The following is a 20,390-nucleotide window of genomic DNA, read 5'->3' on the forward strand; positions in this document are numbered from 1 at the left end:
GTCAGAAACTTCTTGCATTGCGGGCGGCAACCACAGAAGGCTCTACATGAAGCTCAGGAAGACCCATCCGACGCCTGTCGCCGCGGCGAAGGCGTCGATCAGCGTGGCAACGGCCTACCGCATCGAGAAGGATCCAGTACTACCTTCGCAGAAGAAGGAGCCGCGCGCACGACGGCGTCCCGATCCAATCGCCGACATTTTCGACTCTGAAGTCGTGCCGCTGCTGCGGGCAGCGCCCGGCATCCGGCCCGTGGCCATTTTCGAGGAGATGATGCTGCGCCATTCCGAGTTGGGCGAGGGCGTGCGCCGGACGCTGGAGCGGCGCATCCGAGGCTGGCGTGCCATCCACGGTGAGGAGCAGGAGGTCATCTTCCGCCAGGCGCACGAACCCGGCAGGCTCGGTCTGTCGGACTTCACCGAGGTGGCCTCGTTCGGCATCACCATCGCCGGTCAGCCGCTCGACCACCGACTCTATCATTTCCGGCTCGCCTATTCCGGCTTCGAGCACGCCCATGTCGTGCTCGGCGGCGAGAGCTTCGTGGCGCTGGCGGAAGGCCTACAGAACGCACTCTGGTCCCTCGGTGGGGTGCCGCGCGAGCACCGCTCGGACAGCCTGTCCGCCGCCTTCCGCAACCTGGACAAGGACGCGCGCGAGGACCTGACCCGCCGCTATAACGAGCTGTGCAGCCATTACGGCATGACACCGTCACGCAACAATGCCGGCATCGCCCACGAGAACGGCTCGATCGAGGGGCCGCACGGCCATCTCAAGCGGGCGATCGAGGATGCACTGTTGCTGCGTGGCACCGTCGACTTCGATGATCTCGCCTCCTATCGCCGCTTCGTCGACGAGATCGTCGGCCGCCGCAATGCCCGCAACGCCAAGCGCATCGATGCCGAGCGCGCCCAGCTTCGGGAGCTACCTGAGCGGCGCACCACCGACTATGAGGAACTCAGCGTGCGCGTCACTTCCTCAGGCGGCTTCACGCTGCGCAAGGTCTTCTATACGGTGCCCTCGCGCCTGATCGGCCATCGCTTGCGCGTGCGCCTCTACGACGATCGGCTCGATGTCTTCATCGGCGGCACGCATCTCATGACGCTGCCGCGCGGGCGTGCTTCCCCGTCCGGCAAGCATGACCAGGTCGTCAACTACCGGCACGTCATCCATTCGCTCAGAAGGAAGCCGATGGCATTGCTCAATCTGGTCTATCGCGATCGGCTCTTCCCGCGCGAGGCCTACCGGCGGACTTTCGATCTCCTCGTCGAGCGTCTGCCCGAGCGCCAGGCCTGCCGCATCATGGTCGAGCTTCTTGGCCTCGCCCACGAGCGCGGCTGCGAGAGCGAACTGGCCGAGGAGCTGTCCATCTGCCTCGACAATCACCGGCTCCCCGACATGGCCGCGCTGCGTGCCCGCTTCGCGCCCGATCCCGCGCGCCTACCCAACGTAGTCGTCCGCCTGGCGCCGCTTCAGGCCTACGAAGCGCTCATCGGCGCCAGCCTGGGAGACGCAGCATGAAGAGCGCCTCGATTGACCCCGCCAAGCTCAGCCTGCTCCTTAACGAGCTGCGACTGCCCGCCAGCAAGGTGATCTGGCCACAGTTCGCCGAGCAGGCCGACAAGGAGGGCTGGCCCGCCGCGCGCTTCCTCACTGTGCTCGCCGAGCACGAACTGGCCGAGCGCGATCGCCGCCGCATCGAGCGGCACCTCACAGAGGGCCGCCTTCTGCCCGGAAAGACCCTCGAGAGCTTCGAGTTCGACGCCGTGCCGATGGTCTCCAAAGCTCAGGTCATGGCCATCGTCGCCGGCGACACCTGGTTGGAGAAAGGCGCAAACCTGCTCCTGTTCGGCCCGCCCGGCACCGGCAAGAGCCATCTCGCCTCGGCGATCGGTCTCGCCCTCATCGAGAACGGCTACAGGGTGCTGTTCACCCGCACCACAGATCTCGTCCAGAAGCTGCAGCAGGCCCGCCGCGACCTCGTCCTCGAGAGCGTGCTGGCCAAGCTCGACAAGTTCGACCTGCTCATCCTCGATGATCTCGCATACGTCACCAAGGACCAGGCCGAGACCAGTGTGCTCTTCGAGCTGATCAGCGCCCGTTACGAACGGCGCTCCATGCTGATCACAGCCAACCAACCCTTTGGCGAGTGGGGGAAGATCTTCCCGGACCCCGCTATGACGCTCGCCGCGGTCGACCGGCTCGTTCATCACGCCACCATCTTCGAGATGAATGTCGAAAGCTACCGACGCCGCGAGGCCGCTGAGCGCAAAAAGGGACCTGGACGCCCAGCGTCATACGCCACACCCGCCAATATCGCCCCTGATTGACGCGCCGCGACAATCAACCTGACAAAGCACTTGCGCGCGTCAATCAAACCCGCGGATCATCACATCCGCCGCGACACCAGATTCTCATCCAGATTGTCGCGCACCTCTCTCCCAGATCGCCGCGCTACAGTCGAGAGCTATCGCAGGCGCACCGCGCTCGACGGAAAACGCGGTCCGGGACGGCCGACCTCGCACGCGACACCCAAAGCCATCGCTGATTGGGGCTATCGCGGTATCATCTATTGCGAAGGCTATCAGGCCTACAAGACCATGACCCGGGAGACGCGTGCGGGCGCCCTGTCTGGGCCGCTCGCCTTCTGCTGATCGCATCTACGGCGCTAGTTTGTGAAGATCGCGCGTGAGGCTGCTCCGGCGCCAGCTCCAGTTTGCCGCGAGGCCCTTAAGCGCATCGCCCAGCTCAACGCGGTCGAGAAGGCACTTCGGGGCCACTCTGCTGCCGAGCGCTGCGCGGGTCGACAAGCTCATGCCAGACCTCTGGCAGCAGCCTTGAAGCAGTGGTTTGAGGCAACTCTTGATCATCTTGCGGGGAAGAGCGACACGGCGAAGGCTCTGCGCTATTCGCTGCGCCATTGGGACGGCCTGACGCTCTACCTTGATGACGGGCGCATCGAGATGGACACGAATGCGGTCGAGCGTGCGATGCGGCCAATCAAACTCGATGCCAAGAATGCCCTGTTCGCTGGGTGCGACGAGGGTGCCGATAATTGGGCATTGCTGGCCTCGCTCATTGAAACGTGTAGGCTCAATGTCGTCAGCGCCTAGCCCTGGCTCTCCGGCGTGCTCGCAAAACTCATCAATGGCTGGCCTGCGGCGCGACTGGACAAACTGCCTCCCTGGGCATCGACCTACAGGATGCATGCGCACGATCCGAGGCTGGCAGCATGAGCCTGAACACGACCGCCGTCCGGATCAGGATAACCCTCAAGGACGTGAATGACCTTGCCCCACAGGCTTAATCCAGATTGAAGTTCGCGCTGGCCCAAACAAGGACCAGAGCATGAAGCGTAGCCGCTTTTCGGCAGAGCAGATCATCGGGATTTTGAAGGAGCATGAGGCCGGGGTTTCGGTTGCCGATCTGTGCCGCAAGCGCGGCGTCAGCGACCCCAGCATCTACAAATGGAAGGCCACTGGAGTGTCGGAGGCCAAGCGGCTGAAGACGCTGGAGGACGAGAACACACGGCTGAAGCGGTTGGTGGCTGATGCCGTGCTGGACAATGCGGCGCCCAAGGATCTCGTGGGAAAGAATGTATGGTCCGCCCCGGTCCGTGCAAGGGTTCGTAACAGCAAAAATGACGCTTCCAATTGCATAAATGTATCCGGCCTCTCGCGAGTGGACTGCTGTTGCAGCCAGGCCATGACGAGATCCGCGCACGCCGTTCGCGATAAATGGTTCGGGCACGAAGCCCGCTTTTTGCCCGCGGGCAAGCGGAAAGCTGTCGCGTATCTCATGGTTGCCCACGGGATGAGCGTACGGCGGGCGTATAAAGCCATCGGCTGCTGCCGCATGACCATCAGATATCTGACAACCCGGGCGGACGCGTCCGGGGCTAGCAGATGGACTGTGATGGGATCTCAGACGGCTTGACGATCCACTCTGGGGTCTGCATCTTCGGTATCATGGACAAGAGCGATGCTGTGTAAGAGTGCTTCGGCGCTTTGAACAACTGTTCCGTCTCGCTGCTTTCGCAAATTTGCCCATTCTGTAGTACTGTAACTCTGTCGCAAATCTGACGCACGACAGGGAGATCGTGACTGATAAATAACATCGTCAGCGATAGATTCTCTTGAAGGTCTTTCAGAAGATTTAGGATCTGCGCCTGGATCGAGACATCGAGTGCCGAGGTAGGTTCATCGCAGATGAGGAACCGCGGGCGACTTGCCAAGGTTCGTGCGATTGAAATACGTTGTCGCTGACCGCCTGAGAAGGCGTGCGGATAACGGCGGGCGACGGTGGGCTCCAGACCAACGGCCTTCAGCAGCTCTAACATTATCGGTTCGGCCTCTCGCTTATCCTTTACTAGTCCAAAGTGAATCATTGGCTCCATGATAATCTCGCCCACGCGCATCTGTGGATTCAGAGACGAGTACGGGTCTTGAAACACCATTTGAGTTTGACGCCGAATATCTTGACGATCTTCAAGGCTGGCTGCATAAACATCTTTTCCGCCATAAATCAGTTGGCCGCTGCTCGGGCGGGCAAGCCCAGCAACGACTCTTGCGATCGTGCTTTTTCCAGAGCCGGATTCGCCAACAAGGCCCATGACTTCTCCGGGGCGGATACTCAGGTTCACATCGTGCAGGGCCTTAAAGGCTCGCCGAGCGGAACCACCGAACATGCCTGTCGCCCCATATACGCGCTCCACACCCCGGAGTTCTACAAGTGCCTCCGGCTGGCTTGAACTTTGCGGCATGTCTCTTTCCAGCAGCCACTGCATGGCCGCATCGATATTTCGAGCGGCGCCAGACACGGGAAAGCGATGCAGCTTAATGTCGCCGCGCGGCACAACCGAAATCAATGCTTGGCTGTACTCGTGGCATGGATTTCCAAGAACAGCCGCAGTGTCGTTTAGTTCGACGATTTCGCCTGCCCTCATCACCGCGACGCGATCAGTGACCTGGGAAATCACGCCCATGTTGTGGGTGATGAGCATCACACCCACTTGACGTTCACGAGCCAAGTTCTTGATTAGCTTCAAGATCTGTGCCTGAACGGTCACGTCGAGCGCAGTTGTTGGTTCGTCCGCGACAATGAGTTCGGGTTGTGAGCAGAGAGCAAGCGCGATAACTGCGCGCTGTCGCATGCCACCCGAGAATTCATGTGGCCAGTTCTTCACGCGCCGGGCTGGCTCTGGAATCCCTACCGCCTCCAACTGACGCACCGCCTCGATCCTTGCGTCGCTGCGTGATAAGGCGAGATGAGTTCGGATCGTGTCGACCAGTTGTCTCTCAATTGTGAAAAGTGGATTTAAGCTGGTCAGTGGATCTTGGAAAATAGTCGAGACGCGTTTGCCGCGTAACGCCCGCATCGCCTTAACGTCGCGCGCATCGATGATATCTCCGGAAAGCCGAACTTCGCCCGCACTAATATGGCCGGGAGCCTGTAGTAAGCCCGTGATGGCAGCTCCAACGGTCGATTTGCCCGCGCCCGATTCGCCGACGATGCCGAGTATTTCGCCTGGCGCGATGTCTAGGCTGACGTTGCATACGGCTTGCAAGGCGCCATGCCGGCTAGGAAAGTCGACGCTAAGTCCCCGAATGGAAAGAACGCAAGGCTGGGCAGTTGTTGTCATCAGATGCCCCTTGGGTTGATTACATCCCGGAACCAGTCGCCCAAGACGTTAATGGCCAGCGCGAGTGTAAGAAGGGTGGCGGCAGGAAACAGCAGGATCCACCACTGCCCAGCAAAAAGAAAGTCTTGCCCACTGCGGATCAATGTTCCAAGAGATGGTTGGGTGGGGGGCAGACCTGCGCCCAAGTAGGACAGCGTGGCTTCGGTAATAATTGAAAGCGCAAGTGAGATTGTCGCGATCACGAGGATCGGTCGACGCACGTTTGGCAATATGTGCCGTACCAGCACTGTGCCCGTCGGAAGGCCTATCATTAGGGCTGCCTGCACATACTCTCGCTGTTTCTCCCCCATCACGGCGCCGCGCACCGTGCGGGCATATGTGACCCATCCGGAAATTCCAATCGCCAATATTACCATGTAGACAGCAAGGGCTTCGCGCGCGCTCGGTGGCAGTAGCGACCGCGTTAAGCCGGAAATAAGGAGCGCAATAAAAATGGCGGGGATGGACAACTGGATGTCTGCGATACGCATGATCGCTGCGTCAATGTGTCCCCCGAAATAACCGGATATCAGGCCTAAGCTGACGCCGATCGACATTGAAACCAAAACAGAGGCAAGGCCCACTAGGAGTGAAACCCGTGTTCCATAAAGGGTCGCTGAAAGCACGTCACGTCCCTGATCGTCTGTGCCGAAAGCGTAGAAGCGGTTCGTGAACTCATTGATGCTCCAGGCCGGTGTATTTGACGAAAGCAGATCGAACGTGCTGGCGTCGAGAGTGTTCTGTGGTGCCCATAAAGGAGCTCCCAGGGCCGCGACAATGAGAGTTAGCAGTGCGAGCGTAGACAGAACTGCTCTGGGGGAACGGATGTAAGAGTGCCCGATATCAGAGTTAAACAATGCGGAAAGCTTGTGAATGGTCATCTGACTACTCCTCCCGTCCGCAGGCGAGGATCTAGAAGGTAGTAGACGCAATCCACGACCATGTTGATGGTAACGAAAATGATCGACACGATGAGAAGGTATGCGGCCATGATTGGGACGTCGGAAAATCTAATGGAATTAATAAAGAGCAGCCCAACGCCTGGCCATTGGAATACTGTCTCAGTAACGACGGCGAATGCGATGATGGATCCCAACTGCAAACCTGCAACCGTGACGACCGGAATCATCGTGTTCTTCAAAGCGTAAGAAAAATAGATGAGCCGGTCTGGCAGCCCTCGCGCGCGTGCGAACCGGATATGATCGGAATGCATGACCTCAAGCATTTCAGTGCGGACTAAACGCAAGATCAGCGTGAGTTGATAGGTGGCCAGTGAAATCGCGGGAAGGATGATAGCCTGCCAGCCGGTCTTAGTCAGTAACCCGGTGGTCCACCAGCCGATCTTCACCGTGTCGCCCCGTCCGAAGGACGGCAACCAGCCAAGTTTGACCGCGAACACGTAGATGAGGCCGATGCCGATTAAGAAGTTAGGCAGGGATACTGCGATCAGCGAGACCGTCAAGCTGAAGCCCGATAATATGGAGCGCGGCCGCAATGCTGTCACGACGCCAAGGGCGACTCCCGCTATCATTGCAAATATAAACGATAATATAGCTAGTTCCAGAGTCGCAGGCAGCCGCTCCAGGATCAAATCCAACACCGGCCTTCCAACGCGAGTGGAAATGCCGAAGTCCCCATGGAGTGCCGAACTGATAAAACGAAAGAACTGGATGTAAAAGGGGCGGTCGAACCCGAGTTCCGCCGCTAGCCGCGCGCGGTCCTGCGCGGTCGCCTCCGGTCCGACCATATTCTGGAGCGGATCGCCGATAAAATGAAAGGCGGCGAACGACAGAAACGCCGTCATCAGCATCACCGGCAACACGGACAGCAATCTGCGCAGAAAGAAACCTGTCACTTGTCCACCTTGATGGTTTTCACGGAGATCTGATTACCAACGTTTGGCGTAACGTGAATCTTCTTCTGCGTTGCACGCGCCAACACCTGCGCGTGAATCGGTAGATAGAAACACTCGTCCTGAACGGTCTTCCAAATTTCGGCGATTATGGTTTTACGTCTTTGAGGATCGGCTTCCGACCGGAGTAATTCAATTTTGGCATCAATCTCCGGGTTTTTGTAATTCGCTGCAGCCCAGGCGCCCCGAGAGTGGACGAGATTATCGAAGATTAATTGAGAATCGTATGAGCCCCACGTCATCAGGTAAAAGTCGGTCTTCCTATTGAGAACTAGAGGCCAGACGACTGCGCTGGGTTGGACATCGAGATGCACGGTGACACCGATCTTGGCGAGCATTGCCACCACGGCCTGACAGATGCGCTCGTCGTTCACCATGCCGTCATTTGGACAGTTTAGAGTGACCGAAAATCCGTTGGGGTAACCTGCCTCGGCCATAAGCTGCTTGGCTTGGTCAATATTGAGCTTTGGGAACTTACCCAATTCTTCCGTATAGCCGTCGGCGATCGGCGAAATGATTGTACCGAGCGGAACCGACTCCCCTCGCATGATTGCCGACTTGATCGCTAGACGATCAATGGACATGTTCATTGCGTGGCGCACCCGCTTGTCGGCGAAAGGATTTCCCTTTGCTTCCCCGCTGGCAAGTGTGTTCGCGCTTGTATTGACGCCTAAAAAAACCGTGCGAATCTCTGGGCCGCGAACCACCCGAAGGCTTTCATTCTGCTCCAACCGTGAAATGTCTTGGGGGGGGACGTCTTGGAGAAAATTAACTTCTCCGCTGATCAATGCGGATACACGCGTCGCGGCCGACTGGATAGGGGTATAGATGATCCGATCGATATCGATTGGGAACTGGCCGATACCCCAGTATTTATCGTAAGCTTCCAACTCCGAACGGCGATCCGATTCTCGGCTTACAAGGCGATAGGCGCCAGTGCCGTTCTCATGGCGAGCAGCATAGTTTTCTTTCCCGCCTTTAAAATCCTGCGGAACAACGGAGTCGTTCTTCTCGGCCCATGCTCTATTCATTATGAAGATGCTTGCCAAGTTTTCGGGCAGAAGAGGGCTGGGTCCCTTTGTCTTGACCTGCACGGTGTAGTCGTCCTTCGCGATGGCTTCCTCAACCGCGGCGGCAGCCAGATAGGTCCGCACATTCGAGGTTGGTGCCATAGCTCGCTGGATTGAAAATGCGGCGTCGTCGGCCTTAAATGGTGCGCCGTCGTGGAACGTAACGTTCCGGCGAAGCTTGAACTCCCAAACGTCGGGGTGATCAGGCAACATCCGCCATTCGGTCGCTAGTACTCCAATGAGCTTTCCGTCGTCGGAGCGCTCCACAAGGCCTTCGTACATCTGCCGATTGAACGCAAAGGTCACGTTCTCATTATAGGCGTGAGGGTCTAGAGTCTGAACGTCCAAGCTCCGAGCCCATTTCAGCGTTTCCGCGCCCCCGGGTGAGACGGTCATTAGTAGTGCCGCCACGCTTGCTATGGCGGCAAAACGCCGCTTGAGACGGGCTGGTCTGTGAATGAAACAGCGCGCAGTGGATTTCGGCATTTGGGACATTCCTCTCTTGATCGCAGGGTAAACTGCGCCGCTAGATGTGGGCTATCACATCGGACAGGCTTCGGCCGTTTTTTGCTGCAGTTTGCCGGCCGAGGGCTGCCGTGGGCTGCGAATTCAGGGCGTCCTCTGCAGCAATTACGCGTATTCCCAGCGATTGCGCAGGATTGCGACAGTCGGCTGAATATTCCCTGCTCCTGGTCTAGGTCTCGTTATAGGTCCTGTGACCGTTGGGTTAGGAACGTCCGATCCCACTGAACTGCGGGCCTTTTATCACATTATCTCATCATGTGCCGACAGCCGGTTTACGTCTGGCGTGAGTTTCCGGTTTGGGATCGAGCTTTGAGCAAGCGAGTGTCTGATGGCCGGCCCTTTGGGGATACCGTCCGCGGCCGGCTTCCGCTTCTGAACGGGAACGTCTTAGCAAGCTGTTTGGCGCACTAGTCACGTGAATCGTAGGCGCTGTTCAGCGGCCACCTACCGGATGAAGGGGCGATCTCCGACTCTGCGGTTCGGTTTCCCGGGTGGTTGCGTGTACTCCGCACGATCCCTCCCAAATATGCCTGCCGCGCCTGTGAGGGCCCGATCGTCCAGGCCTCGGCACCAGCGCGGCTCGTCGAGGGCGGCATGGCGACGACGGCGCTGATCGCGCATATCGCCGCGGCCAAATATGCCTGGCAATCGACGCTCTACCGCCAGACGCAGATCCTGGCGGGCCAAGGTGTTGTCGTCGATCGTCAGACGCTGGCGCGCTGGATGGGCAGCGCGGCGTGGCTGGTCAGGGGCCTCTACGACCTGCAACTGAAGACCATGCACGGCTTTGAGCGGTTGTTCTGCGATGAGACGCCGATGCCGGTGCTCGACCCGGTACGCGGCCGCACGAGGATCTGCCAGTTCTGGGCGCATGCGACGGACGATCGGGCGTGGAAGGGTCCGGCGCCGCCGGCGGTCGCCTACGTGTTCGCAGACGGTCGCGGCAAGAAGGAGATCGTGGCGCAGTTGGCCGGCTTCGAAGGCGTGCTGCAAGTCGACGGCTATGCCGCCTACGCCTCGCTGGTGGGCGATGCGAAGGTGCCGGGCAGATCCAGCTGGCGTATTGTCTCGTTCACGCGCGCCGCAACTTCGTGAGGGTGCACAAGACGACGAACTCACCCTTCGCCGCGGAGGTCATCGAGCGCATCGCAGCCGTCTACGCGATCGAGGAGAGGATCCGCGGTCTCGGCGCCGGGGAACGCCGCGCGGCGCGACAGGCCGAGACGAAGCCGCTCATGGAGGCGTTGAAGGCTCGACTGATCGCGGTGAAGGACGGGATCTCCCGCCGCTCGACGCTCATCAAGGCGATCGATTATATGCTCGAACGCTGGCAGGGCCTGACGGCATTCCTGGACGACGGGCGGCTCGAGGCGGACACCAACACGGTCGAACGATCAATCAGGCCGATTGCGATCGGAAAAAAGAACTCGTTGTTCAGTGGTGACGAAGGCGGAGGCGAGACTTGGTCGATACTTTCTTCGCTTCTTAACACGGCCAAATTGAATGGCCTCGACCCCGAGGCCTATCTCGTCGACGTTCTCGAGCGCATGGTGAGCGGCGCCGCGAAGGCCAACCAGCTGCACGAACTTCTGGCCTGGAACTGGAAGGCCGCACGCGAAGCCGAAAAGCGAGCCGTGGCATGACGAAGCCGAAGCAACGGCGGGGAACGCGAAAAGCACGCAAGACGACGATGGCGAACTATGCCATGTCATTCGAGCGGCTCGGGCAATGGATGAGCGAGCGCGCCAGGTCGCCGACGCTTCGGCATCCGCGGGCGACGTCGCTCTCCATGCTCGACGGCGCAGTGGCCGCTGTCGTCGCCGGGCCGGTCTCGATGGCCTCCGAGGAATGGGTGTGCCCGCTCCTTGGCGTAGATCCCGACGCCTTCAATCACGACACCGAGGAGTTCTCGGCGATCGCTGCCACGCTGATGCGCCACAACGCGATCAGCGAGACGCTGTCGACGAGACCGGAGAGCTTCGAGCCGCTGTTCCTGCGATCGCCGGACGGCGACGTCGACCCGCAGCCCTGGTGCATGGGCTTCCACGCCGTCATGAAGCTTCGGCTTCTCGTCTGGTCGCGGCTTCTCTCCCCGAACGGAACCGAACACCTTATGCTGCGGCCGATCCTGGTCCATTGCATCGATGACGCCGGTCGACCCTTGCTACCCCCGGCCCGCCATACGCTGGCAACGCTGCCCGTCGCTCAAAACGCCTGGCGCGACATTCCAATAGCCGTTGAGGCCCTGCGGCAGTTCTGGATGCCTATGCGCTTCCAGCGGCGCGCGTAGGCCGTCCACGCCAGGTCCGTGGTCTGCTCGTACCGCTTACGGTTGTTCAGTGATACCGTGGACGGAGCCGAGGCCAGCGCCGTCGTCTATAGCCTGATGCTGACCTGCCGCGCCTCACGTGTCGTGCCGTTAGCGTGGTTGCGCCACGTCCTCACCGAATCGCCTCAGCGCGCCGGCGACGCCGATATTGCAGACCTGCTGCCCTTCAACTTCCACAAAGCCGCCACCGCCTGAACGGCCCCGCATCGCCCGATTCAAGGCAGTCCATCAAAACCGCCGGCGTGCGGAGAAAATCGCGCTTACAGATGATCCGCTATCGCTCCAGCCGCCCGCCGGACGCAATTCTGCGTGGCCGATTGCGCGATTTCGCCAACGAGCGGCGGCGCTTCAGCTACCGCTGACCTGAGGCCGGCAAACTGGACCAATTTTGGCTAGAGTCTTGCGCTGCCGAATCCCCTCGGCTGGGAGGAGCGGACGACGATGAAGGCCTCGAAGTTTTCGGACGCCCAGAAGGCGTTTATCCTGAAGCAGGGCAACGACGGGGTCCCGGTTGCGGAGATCTGCCGCAAATCCGGGATCAGCCAGGCGACCTATTTCAACTGGAAGAAAAAGTACGACGGACTGCTGCCGACCGAGATGCGCCGGTTGAAGCAGCTCGAGGACGAGAACGCCAAGCTGAAGAAGCTGGTGGCGGACCTATCGCTCGACAAGGAGATGCTGCAGGACGTGATCCGCCGAAAGCTGTGAAGCCTGGTCGGAAGCGCAAGCTCGTCGATGAGGTTTGCGGGGAGTGGCAGGTCTCGATCCGCAAGGCTTGTAAGGCCCTCGAGTTCGATCGATCGACCTATCACTACAAATCTCGTCGCTCCGGCCAGGCGGCCCTCGAAGCTCGGATCAAGGAGATCTGCCATGTTCGCATCCGCTACGGCTATCGCCGCGTCCATGTGCTGTTGCGCCGCGAGGGATGGCGTCACGGCCAGAACAAGACCCGTCGCATCTATCGCGAATTGGGCCTGCAATTGCGCAACAAATCGCCCAAGCGCCGGGTCAAGGCCAAGTTGCGCGACGACCGACGGCCCGCGACGCGGGTCAACGAGATCTGGGCGATGGACTTCGTTCATGACCAGCTGGCCACCGGCGGCAATCTCCGGGTGCTCACGATCGTCGATATCTTCTCCCGCTTCTCGCCCGCACTGGAGCCGCGGCTCACCTTCCGCGGCACCGATGTCGTGGAGGTACTGGAAAGGGTTTGCAATGAAGTGGGACTCCCGGCGACGATCCGGGTCGATCAAGGCAGCGAGTTCGTGTCGCGCGATCTTGACCTCTGGGCCTACCAGCGCGGCGTCACGCTGGACTTCTCACGACCCGGCAAGCCGACCGACAACGCCTTCATCGAAGCCTTCAACGGCCGCTTCCGGGCCGAATGCCTCAACACCCATTGGTTCCTGTCCCTTGCGGATGCCCGGCAAAAGGTGGAGACTTGGCGAAGATACTATAACGAAGAACGGCCCCACGGGGCGATCGGCAATCGGCCGCCGATTTTGCTGCAAAATCACGTCGGCGACACCAGCCCGCCAACGTGATCAGAGGCGCAAAACTCTAGTTCCGGGTGGTCCAAAGTTCGGTCTCGCTGCACAAAACTCCGAGACTCTAACTGCCGCTGGATGAACATTCAGTGGCAGGTCACTCCGCTTACACATTCACGGTCGCACCTGATGGCGGAGAGCATTTGGATGAGAGGCTGTCGCGAGCTCGTCAAACCGGGGCTCCGCGGCCCGAAATCAAGTCTACGTATTGTTGCATTTGTTCTAAGTGACCGAAGTCGGCATTTTTCGCATCCAGGTGGTCTCTAAGTTGTTCAATGCGCATCACTTTGTTATCGCCCCTGTAGAAGATATTTCTAAACAAAGGAGTAGCGGTGACACTTTCGATGTAAGTACGGCTTCCTGCACTTGTATCACCTTTTGCGAACTGAAAGTTCAGCATCAAGCTCAAAATTAAATGTGGAGCCGTATACCAGTCCCAAGTTAGGCTACCCAAGGAGTAAGCGATGACCGCAACTCGGTTGGGATCACGTGTAGTGCGGTAGTACTCGATCGGCTGAACTACGTGAGGATGATGGCCCAAAATTATGTCGGCGCCTTCCTCCACAAGCGCATGAGCGAGCTCAATTTGCTTTCGTCTTGGAAAAAACTCGAATTCGAAGCCCCAATGGATTGAGGCGATGATGACATCGGCATTCTGATGTTTACAGCTCCTTATTTGCGATTTGAGTAGCTCAAGATCGGCCACGACACGTTTGGACATGAGCGGTGACGCGTGCACACAATAATGTTCACCGTCGGGTAGGGGTCGCCCATTGAGACCGAATGTGACCGACACGAACCCGAACCTGATGCCCCTCTTCGTGAAAACCGTGCCCCGGCCGTACTCCTCGGCGCATCGAGGGGCGCCGATTTCAATGATCCCATTCGCTCTGCAGAGCTCTTGAGTGGTTCGAAGACCCTGAACGCCCAAGTCCAATGAGTGATTGTTCGCGAGGTTAAGAATCGTGAAACGTCTACCCTGGTGTTCTGTTAATGCGGAATATTGGGCCGATGAGCAACACATCATCGAAGAGCGGCCGTCGCCTATAGCCTCGCTCACGACATGATCGTCTGCCACCACAGATTCATAATTCGCGAAAGAGATATCGGCATTGAAGACAGCGGCTTCGATGCTCTCGAACAAAAGATCCTTAGAGTGTTCTAGCCCGCGCGCCTGGATCAGATCCCCCAGTGCACTCAGAGTCGCAGTCTGCTGCTTTCGAAATGCAGTCGGTAATTCCACAATAGACTTGTCGTTCAAGAACAACGCATCAGAAACATCCCGTGATGTTCTCGTAATTGGGCGCGCGCTTTTATAGAACCAGTACGCGCGGTCAATTCCATCCATTTCTGCCGAATCTGTTGCAGCGCTTTCGAGCGGAAAATCCCACCAGCCAAATCGCTTGGCGTTTTCCGCCAGGTCCAACGTTTCCGGAGTTGTGCGCCAGACATCAACAGGCGTGTTGGGAAGTTTACGCGGCACGGCTTGCATCTCCTCGTCGCATGGCTTTTGATCTACGGTTTATAGTCTGCGCAGCACGCAAACCAGGCTCTTTCGCATCCGAAGTCTCCGCAATGCACAAGCGCCACAGGTGTTAACGTTGACGCGCGTGTCATACGCTTCAACGCAGCTCTTCGAGATTCCCTCTCAGGGGTAAGACGTTAGGATCTCGTTTTGCATCTCTTGCTCAGCGGAAAAGAGACAGAAAACAAACCGCTCGGCTTACTGAGGGAATCTCAAGAAGGGAAATCTCAGCTGTTTCGGGCGAATAACTTGCCTGAGAGTTCCGATACAATCTCCTCCGTCGTCACTTTCCGGACAGCGCCATATTGCATACGAAGAGAGTAATTGTGTCTCTCTTCAGTATAGGCGGCGCAGCAGTCGGTGACGCAAATCATATGGAAGCTGCGATCTACACCGTCGCGCAGCGCCATATCGATGCATTGATCCGTTAAAACGCCAACAACAATTACCTCCTCAATGCCCATGTTACGAAGAACCCGCTCCAGGATGGTCGAACTGAATACCCCAGAAGCTGTCTTTGGTAAGACGATGTCGTCTTCGCCAGGCGCTATCTCGGGAATTACCTGAGCTCCCCATGACCCCTTTGGGATGACTAGCTTACGGTGGCAAAGCGAACGATCGCGCCCATCCTTGGTGAGGCTTTCGATTACCGTGTACATCACTTCCACGCCGCACGACCTCGCGGCTTGCAGTAGCCGCTGGACGTTCGGCACGATCTGATGTTTCACGCGGTCCACGTACTCCGGATATTTGCGCTGTTCTTCCTCAGAAATCTCGTGGTTCTGCAGGTCGACAACTAGCAATGCTGTTTTTTGAGGGTCAATGGGGCCGTCATAATTCTTCATGTATCGCTCCTGGGTTTGATCTACCCTTCCGATCAATCTAGCAAGGATCGTTCCATCGGGCCTGGGCCTATCATGTGACGGCGACTCGCGCTTCTTGAGACCGACCTTCGGTCGGCCTATGAGCCAAGTTTCGTTGGAAAGCCTTGATCAAGAGCGGGCTGCCTGTTGCTCGTTCACAAGAGTGTTTTCTTATCGCGGGTTCATCCATAACTGGCCCTGTTCGCTCGCGACCAGAAGCGCCAGCTCTTCCGCATTAGTCCGGCCCACGACCTCAGAATTGCTGCGCTTTTGCAGGCAAGAATTCGGCGGACCGGAAATGAGCGCTCAGCCGCGGTGATTGCCGCCTTTGTGTCGCCGGCGCTACGGCGAGCAACATCGGCGGTTGGCCCGTCTCTGTGCGTGCCCGCTTCCTACGGGCCAACAAGAAGAGCCGCCCGGCACGAAAATCGCGGCGATGGAAATGGTAGAGATGCTCGTGTACTGGAGTAGCGCCAATCGCTTGCGGGCTGTTGTGACTGTTCGATTGGAGCGTCATTTGTCGGTCCCCGCGAGGTCGTCTCCGATATATTCCATGCGCTTAGGATACTAGTATCGTACAGAGATTTGCGTCGCATTTTCTTGCCGACTTGAAGAATTCCTGCAGCCCTTGTGGGATTTGCGAGGGATGGCGCCTGGAAGGTGAAGCAGATGATGTAATACGATCCGATCGATGTGTCATCGGCAAGCGAGAAAATCATCAATTCGTCGGTTGAGTTGATCAGTAGGTTTTATGTGACCGGTGATAGTTCGTGCTCCACATTGCTGCTCGCGCCATATCGCGCCACGCGGGTTAGAAGACGAGAAGAGTTGCCGAGTAGGTGGAGGCAATTGGGCGGGGTTATCCCGCCGCCTTATCAGGTGTATTCGCAAAACGAGCGGCTTCCGCCACGAGATCTGCGAAAACGCGTCCGCCAGTCGTGAGATGATCGTGCATAGCCTGAGCAGCCGCCATGGCATCTCCTCGGGTGATCGCTGCCACAATTGAGCAATGATCTTGATAGGACTGTTGAATGCGACCTGGTTTTTGGAATGGGTACCGACGATAGAGACGCAGGCGAGCGCGGGTCTCTTTTATCGACTGTTCCAAATATGAGTTTTGCGCACCCTCGTAGATAGTTTCATGGAGCTCTTTATTAATTGCATCGTACAGCTGCGCATTGTGAAGCGCGCTTTCGCTGCGAGAGTGTATGTCGCGGAGGCGCGCCTGTAGGTCCGTCGGCATTCGCGCCGCGGCCAGCCTTGCAGACATTCCCTCAAGCTCCGTCATAACTTCGAACATAGCGACAATTTGCTCCGCACTCAGAACCGAGACGGTCGCACCCCTCCGCTGCTTCAGATCTACCAAGCCACGCGATGCCAGCTGTATCAGGGCTTCCCGGACAGGGGTCTTCGAAACGTTAAACCTGTCGGAGAGTTGCTTTTCATCAAGCTTGGATCCTGGCTGCAAAGCACCGGAATCAATTTCGGTCTTGATCCAGTTGGCGATTTCGCTAGTTCGGTTGAATTTGAGCACGGTCCTGCCCGCGGGTATGGGAGTTCATACCACGATCCGCGAGTAGATAGCGAAAAGTTTCGCAATTGTATCGCGACGAGAGGCGGACCGGTTCGTCAACCGGTAGCTCAAAGGCTCGAACCTTTAGCCCAACAATACTCGAAGGAGCACGCGATTTGCCGGCCCGGCGCTCAACCTAGGCGCTACTTCCCCTACCTATGGTGAGACGATCGACGAACATACGGGCCCGAGATCAGATGCTGCCGAATTTACCTCGCCAAGGGCCCATGCCGGTCGAACTCAGAATGAGCCAGCAGAGATTAGACCGATCGCGCCGGAATAGTCTCGCTGATCCAACGCCCTAAACCTACAAGGTGCTGATCGGTATGCTGCTGGCCAATAACCTGAATTCCGAGAGGCATTCCCCTCACCGCAAGAAGCGGAAGCGTGATAGTTGGCGCCCCTAAGACGGAGGTAACAGCATTGTAACTCGGCAGGCCTGTTGTATGTGAGATGCCCGAGTCAAGTCCTTGATTGTCTAATTTTGGAGCTGGTCCAACGGAGGACGGAGCAACGATAGCGTCGGCGATATGAGCAATTGCGGCGTGGGCTGCTCTTGCCTTATCGCGCTGGGCGAGTAGTTGACGATAGTCATCTATGCTCATCTTTCTCGCGAGTTCCAGACGAGAGGTCAAGCTGTCACTCAGCCCTCCGCCAAACCTTTCTACAAGGTTCTCCAGTGACCAGCGCATCTCGTAGGCACAAACGTCACGAGTAATTTCAAGACTTTCGTCGATGGCACGTTCGAACGAGTCGACCAGCGAGTGGTTGGTTCTGTCGATGGTGTGGACGCCGGCGTGGCGAAGCTGAGTGAGGAACCGTTCAAATGCGTCTCTGGAATCGTCGTCCAATTCTGCCGCACCTTGGGCCTCCATCACAATCACTCGTAGTGGCCGGGTTGCCGGATGAAGAGTTGTCTCACCGTAAAGGCCGGGATAGCCGGGATCGCCGCCTGATCTCTTTGCGACTTCAATCGACACATGCCACATGTCACGAAGGTCGCCAGCATGGATCCCCACGTGGCTTTGGCTAAGTGCCAGACGCTCCCCACGATGGATGGCGCCCATTGTCGGCTTGATCGCATAGTTCGCGCAAAAGCTCGCTGGTCGAATCACCGAGCCAGCCACTTGCGTTCCGATTGCCGCAGGTATCATCCGCGCGCCGACGGCCGCTGCCGATCCGCTCGACGATCCGCCGGGGGTATGGCGATGGCTGAACGGGTTGGTAGTCGGTCCAGGGTAGGACATGCCGAGTTCCGTCGTCACTGTCTTACCGAGCACGATGGCGCCCGCGGCTCTCAATGCCTGGACGCAAGCCGTATCTTGATGAGTGTGATTGTCTCTGAACAAGGGAGATCCCATACGCGTGGGCATATCCTTTGTCATAAAGAGGTCTTTGATCCCGACCGGCATGCCATCGATGGTCGAAAGCTCTCGTCCCGCGAGGTAACGCGCTGTGGATCGATCAGCCACGGACCTCGCCTCTCGCACGTTCATTTCGACCCAAGCTCGCACGGTGGGCTCGCGAGCGTCGATCGTTTCGAGACAGCGCTCAAGGTATTTGCGCGGGCTATCTCGTCCTTCTCTGAAGGCGGGTACCGCATCATGAAATGTCAGCGCTTGAAATTCAGCGGGATGGTATGCGCACAAGTGTGCAATCTCCAGTTAGCCTAGGGAGGCCGATTATCTATTGGCGTTATCCGAGCCAAGCGTGGGAAAGTCCGCTAGTGTCGTCCGGAGCTCCTTCTTCAAGACTTTTCCCATAGCATTCCGTGGAAAATCATCGACTACGATGACCTTCTTGGGGGTTTTGTAACTTGCCATGTTTCGCTTGACCTGCTGAATCACCTCGCTTTCGCTCGGTGGGTCGCTCTTATCGCTAGCAATTACGAAGGCAACGACGCACTCTCCGAAATCCGCGTGAGTTGCTCCGACAACGGCTGACTCCTTAACGGAAGTCAGTTCATCGATTACAGCCTCAACTTCTGCGGGATAGACGTTGTATCCGCCGCTGATGATGAGATCCTTGGCGCGGCCTGTAATCGAGACGTATCCCTTCTCGTCGACGAGACCCATGTCGCCGGTACGGAAGAACCCGTCTGCTGTGAGCTCGGCTTTGGTTTGCTCAGCATTGTTCCAGTAACCGGAGAAAAGCCCCGGTCCTCGCGCTTGAATGATACCTACTTGTCCGACAGGCAGAGCTTCATCTCGCTCGCCTGCAATACGCAAATCAACACCGGGAATCGGTAGCCCTACCGAACCTGGTCGACGATCACCTTCCAGGGGGTTCGAGCAGAGAATCATTGCCTCGGTCAAACCATAACGCTCCAGGATACGGTGCCCTGTCCGAGTTTCAAAATCGCGATGCATCGGAGCCGATAGTGGTGCCGAACCGGATATGAACAGTCGCATGTTTCGGCAAAGAGAGCTGGCCAGCGAAGGGCAGGTCAATAGACGATGATAGTAAGTTGGCACTCCCATAAAAACGGTTGAGCGAGGAATTGCGTCGAGCACTGGACTTACATCGAATTTATTTTGCAGGAGAATTCGCGCTCCGCCTGCCAGCGCGACGTTGAATGAGATGAATAGACCATGGCTGTGGAAGATCGGCAGCGCATGTAGCAGAACATCCGAAGACGAGAAGCCCCACAATCGACTCAGCGTTTGAGCGGTGTACGAGAGCGCAGCATGGCTGATCAGAGCACCCTTGGGCCGGCCGGTTGTGCCTGAGGTGTAGAGGAGAGCTGCGGGAGCCGCACCATTGAGTTCGACGGTGCTAAACGAGGTCTCTCCTGCTTTGACAAGTGATGCGAATGTTCCTTCACCCCGGATGCCAAACGTTAAGACCTTGGTTGACCGAGGCACCGTCATGTCGGGAAGAGCTTCCGTATTTGGTCCTCTGAGAAGGAAGGAAGGCTGCGCGTCCTTTAGAAGGTAGGCCAACTCAGCTGAGCGATAAGCTGTGTTGATGGGCAAATAGCAGAGCCCAGCACGGAGGCAGGCAAGATAGAGCGCGAAAGCATGTGCGGACTTCTCGACCTGGACGGCCACGCGATCACCGACCGCACATCCGAGCCGCCGGAAGACGCTGGCATAGCTACCACAGAGCTTGTGCAGCCACTGAGCGGATAGCGTTTCGCCGCTCTCAAGCTCTAGGAGCACGTCTGTCGGGTTTGCCTCGGCCCTCCCCTCAACCAGGACATAGAAATTGCGGTTGGACATGACTTACGCCTCTCCTCGCCGCGCTGCCGGCAGGGCCAGTTTCCGAGATATTCTATTGAATGTAAAAAAAATATCTGTCAACGTAAAAAGAATACGGAGGGGCTGAGGGCATAGGGCCGAAGCTTCTGTGCTTCATCGTTGACAACCGCG

The 20,390-nt window shown here is 57.9% G+C and carries 15 protein-coding genes and 4 pseudogenes; 10 read left to right on the forward strand and 9 right to left on the reverse strand.

Features of this window, described 5'->3' with window-relative positions; genetic code table 11:
• Positions 1–46 precede the first annotated feature (46 nt).
• The 5 genes and pseudogenes from istA to XH83_RS39130 all read left to right on the forward strand — a co-directional run.
• Complete coding sequence (gene istA / locus XH83_RS39110; RefSeq protein WP_128929850.1) at positions 47–1,516, forward strand: IS21 family transposase; 1,470 nt, start codon at positions 47–49, stop codon at positions 1,514–1,516.
• Positions 1,513–2,325 carry an IS21-like element helper ATPase IstB gene (istB, locus tag XH83_RS39115; RefSeq protein ID WP_128929849.1) on the forward strand — a complete coding sequence of 271 codons (813 nt, stop codon included), beginning with the start codon at positions 1,513–1,515 and terminating at the stop codon, positions 2,323–2,325. Before istA ends, istB begins: the two co-directional genes overlap by 4 nt.
• A gap of 222 nt (positions 2,326–2,547) precedes the next feature.
• Positions 2,548–3,231 (forward strand): annotated as a pseudogene (locus tag XH83_RS39120) (transposase); the annotation flags it as partial.
• Positions 3,232–3,343: 112 nt separating this feature from the next.
• A pseudogene (locus tag XH83_RS39125) lies at positions 3,344–3,595 on the forward strand (transposase); the annotation flags it as partial.
• Between the two features lie 159 nt (positions 3,596–3,754).
• Positions 3,755–3,883: pseudogene (locus XH83_RS39130) on the forward strand (IS3 family transposase); the annotation flags it as partial.
• Between the two features lie 10 nt (positions 3,884–3,893).
• Here the strand turns inward: XH83_RS39130 and XH83_RS39135 are convergent.
• Genes XH83_RS39135 through XH83_RS39150 form a run of 4 tightly spaced genes read right to left on the reverse strand, consistent with a single transcriptional unit; the run spans position 3,894 to position 9,143 of the window.
• On the reverse strand, positions 3,894–5,636 hold the full coding sequence (locus XH83_RS39135) for an ABC transporter ATP-binding protein (RefSeq protein WP_128929848.1): 1,743 nt from the start codon (positions 5,634–5,636) through the stop codon (positions 3,894–3,896).
• A complete protein-coding gene (locus tag XH83_RS39140) occupies positions 5,636–6,556 on the reverse strand; it encodes an ABC transporter permease (protein ID WP_128929847.1) in 921 nt (306 codons plus the stop codon). Before XH83_RS39140 ends, XH83_RS39135 begins: the two co-directional genes overlap by 1 nt.
• Complete coding sequence (locus XH83_RS39145) at positions 6,553–7,530, reverse strand: ABC transporter permease (RefSeq protein WP_128955116.1); 978 nt, start codon at positions 7,528–7,530, stop codon at positions 6,553–6,555. The genes XH83_RS39140 and XH83_RS39145 overlap by 4 nt, the downstream gene beginning before the upstream one ends.
• Positions 7,527–9,143, reverse strand: coding sequence for an ABC transporter substrate-binding protein (locus XH83_RS39150; protein ID WP_164934301.1), 1,617 nt, complete (start codon positions 9,141–9,143; stop codon positions 7,527–7,529). Before XH83_RS39150 ends, XH83_RS39145 begins: the two co-directional genes overlap by 4 nt.
• 633 nt (positions 9,144–9,776) lie before the next feature.
• Here XH83_RS39150 and XH83_RS40285 point away from each other — a divergent pair.
• The 5 genes and pseudogenes from XH83_RS40285 to XH83_RS39175 all read left to right on the forward strand — a co-directional run bounded on the left by XH83_RS40285 (position 9,777) and on the right by XH83_RS39175 (position 13,055).
• Entirely contained in the window at positions 9,777–10,277 is a 501-nt protein-coding gene (locus XH83_RS40285; protein ID WP_128955115.1) for a transposase, read from the forward strand.
• A 2-nt stretch (positions 10,278–10,279) separates the two neighbouring features.
• A complete protein-coding gene (locus tag XH83_RS40290) occupies positions 10,280–10,825 on the forward strand; it encodes a transposase (RefSeq protein ID WP_128955114.1) in 546 nt (181 codons plus the stop codon).
• Positions 10,826–10,914: 89 nt separating this feature from the next.
• Positions 10,915–11,472 carry a UPF0149 family protein gene (locus XH83_RS39165; protein WP_246767935.1) on the forward strand — a complete coding sequence of 186 codons (558 nt, stop codon included), beginning with the start codon at positions 10,915–10,917 and terminating at the stop codon, positions 11,470–11,472.
• A gap of 42 nt (positions 11,473–11,514) precedes the next feature.
• Positions 11,515–11,706 (forward strand): annotated as a pseudogene (locus XH83_RS39170) (transposase domain-containing protein); the annotation flags it as partial.
• Between the two features lie 246 nt (positions 11,707–11,952).
• A protein-coding gene (locus tag XH83_RS39175) for an IS3 family transposase (RefSeq protein ID WP_128929842.1) occupies positions 11,953–13,055 on the forward strand; the annotation gives its coding sequence in 2 pieces (ribosomal slippage) (positions 11,953–12,214 and positions 12,214–13,055; 1,104 coding nt in all).
• Positions 13,056–13,227: 172 nt separating this feature from the next.
• Here XH83_RS39175 and XH83_RS39180 read toward each other — a convergent pair.
• The 5 genes from XH83_RS39180 to XH83_RS39200 all read right to left on the reverse strand — a co-directional run bounded on the left by XH83_RS39180 (position 13,228) and on the right by XH83_RS39200 (position 20,240).
• Entirely contained in the window at positions 13,228–14,541 is a 1,314-nt protein-coding gene (locus XH83_RS39180) for a CapA family protein (protein WP_164934300.1), read from the reverse strand.
• 269 nt (positions 14,542–14,810) lie between these two features.
• Positions 14,811–15,428, reverse strand: coding sequence for an isochorismatase family cysteine hydrolase (locus tag XH83_RS39185; protein ID WP_128929840.1), 618 nt, complete (start codon positions 15,426–15,428; stop codon positions 14,811–14,813).
• Between the two features lie 877 nt (positions 15,429–16,305).
• Positions 16,306–16,980: a GntR family transcriptional regulator gene (locus XH83_RS39190; RefSeq protein ID WP_128929839.1), complete on the reverse strand. Its 675-nt coding sequence runs from the start codon at positions 16,978–16,980 to the stop codon at positions 16,306–16,308.
• Between the two features lie 299 nt (positions 16,981–17,279).
• Entirely contained in the window at positions 17,280–18,668 is a 1,389-nt protein-coding gene (locus XH83_RS39195; RefSeq protein WP_128955113.1) for an amidase, read from the reverse strand.
• 33 nt (positions 18,669–18,701) lie between these two features.
• A complete protein-coding gene (locus XH83_RS39200) occupies positions 18,702–20,240 on the reverse strand; it encodes an AMP-binding protein (protein WP_128955112.1) in 1,539 nt (512 codons plus the stop codon).
• Positions 20,241–20,390: the final 150 nt, after the last annotated feature.

The sequence above is a fragment of the Bradyrhizobium sp. CCBAU 53351 genome (assembly GCF_015291745.1).
Taxonomy (GTDB): Bacteria; Pseudomonadota; Alphaproteobacteria; order Rhizobiales; family Xanthobacteraceae; genus Bradyrhizobium.

Excerpts from the sequence above, each read along its gene's own strand:
- XH83_RS39185 (WP_128929840.1), bottom strand. The coding sequence starts at position 15,428 with ATGAAGAATTATGACGGCCCCATTGACCCTCAAAAAACAGCATTGCTA.
- XH83_RS40285 (WP_128955115.1), top strand. The coding sequence starts at position 9,777 with ATGGCGACGACGGCGCTGATCGCGCATATCGCCGCGGCCAAATATGCC.
- XH83_RS39150 (WP_164934301.1), bottom strand. The coding sequence starts at position 9,143 with ATGCCGAAATCCACTGCGCGCTGTTTCATTCACAGACCAGCCCGTCTC.
- XH83_RS39200 (WP_128955112.1), bottom strand. The coding sequence starts at position 20,240 with ATGTCCAACCGCAATTTCTATGTCCTGGTTGAGGGGAGGGCCGAGGCA.
- istB (WP_128929849.1), top strand. The coding sequence starts at position 1,513 with ATGAAGAGCGCCTCGATTGACCCCGCCAAGCTCAGCCTGCTCCTTAAC.
- XH83_RS39165 (WP_246767935.1), top strand. The coding sequence starts at position 10,915 with ATGAGCGAGCGCGCCAGGTCGCCGACGCTTCGGCATCCGCGGGCGACG.
- XH83_RS39135 (WP_128929848.1), bottom strand. The coding sequence starts at position 5,636 with ATGACAACAACTGCCCAGCCTTGCGTTCTTTCCATTCGGGGACTTAGC.
- istA (WP_128929850.1), top strand. The coding sequence starts at position 47 with ATGAAGCTCAGGAAGACCCATCCGACGCCTGTCGCCGCGGCGAAGGCG.
- XH83_RS39140 (WP_128929847.1), bottom strand. The coding sequence starts at position 6,556 with ATGACCATTCACAAGCTTTCCGCATTGTTTAACTCTGATATCGGGCAC.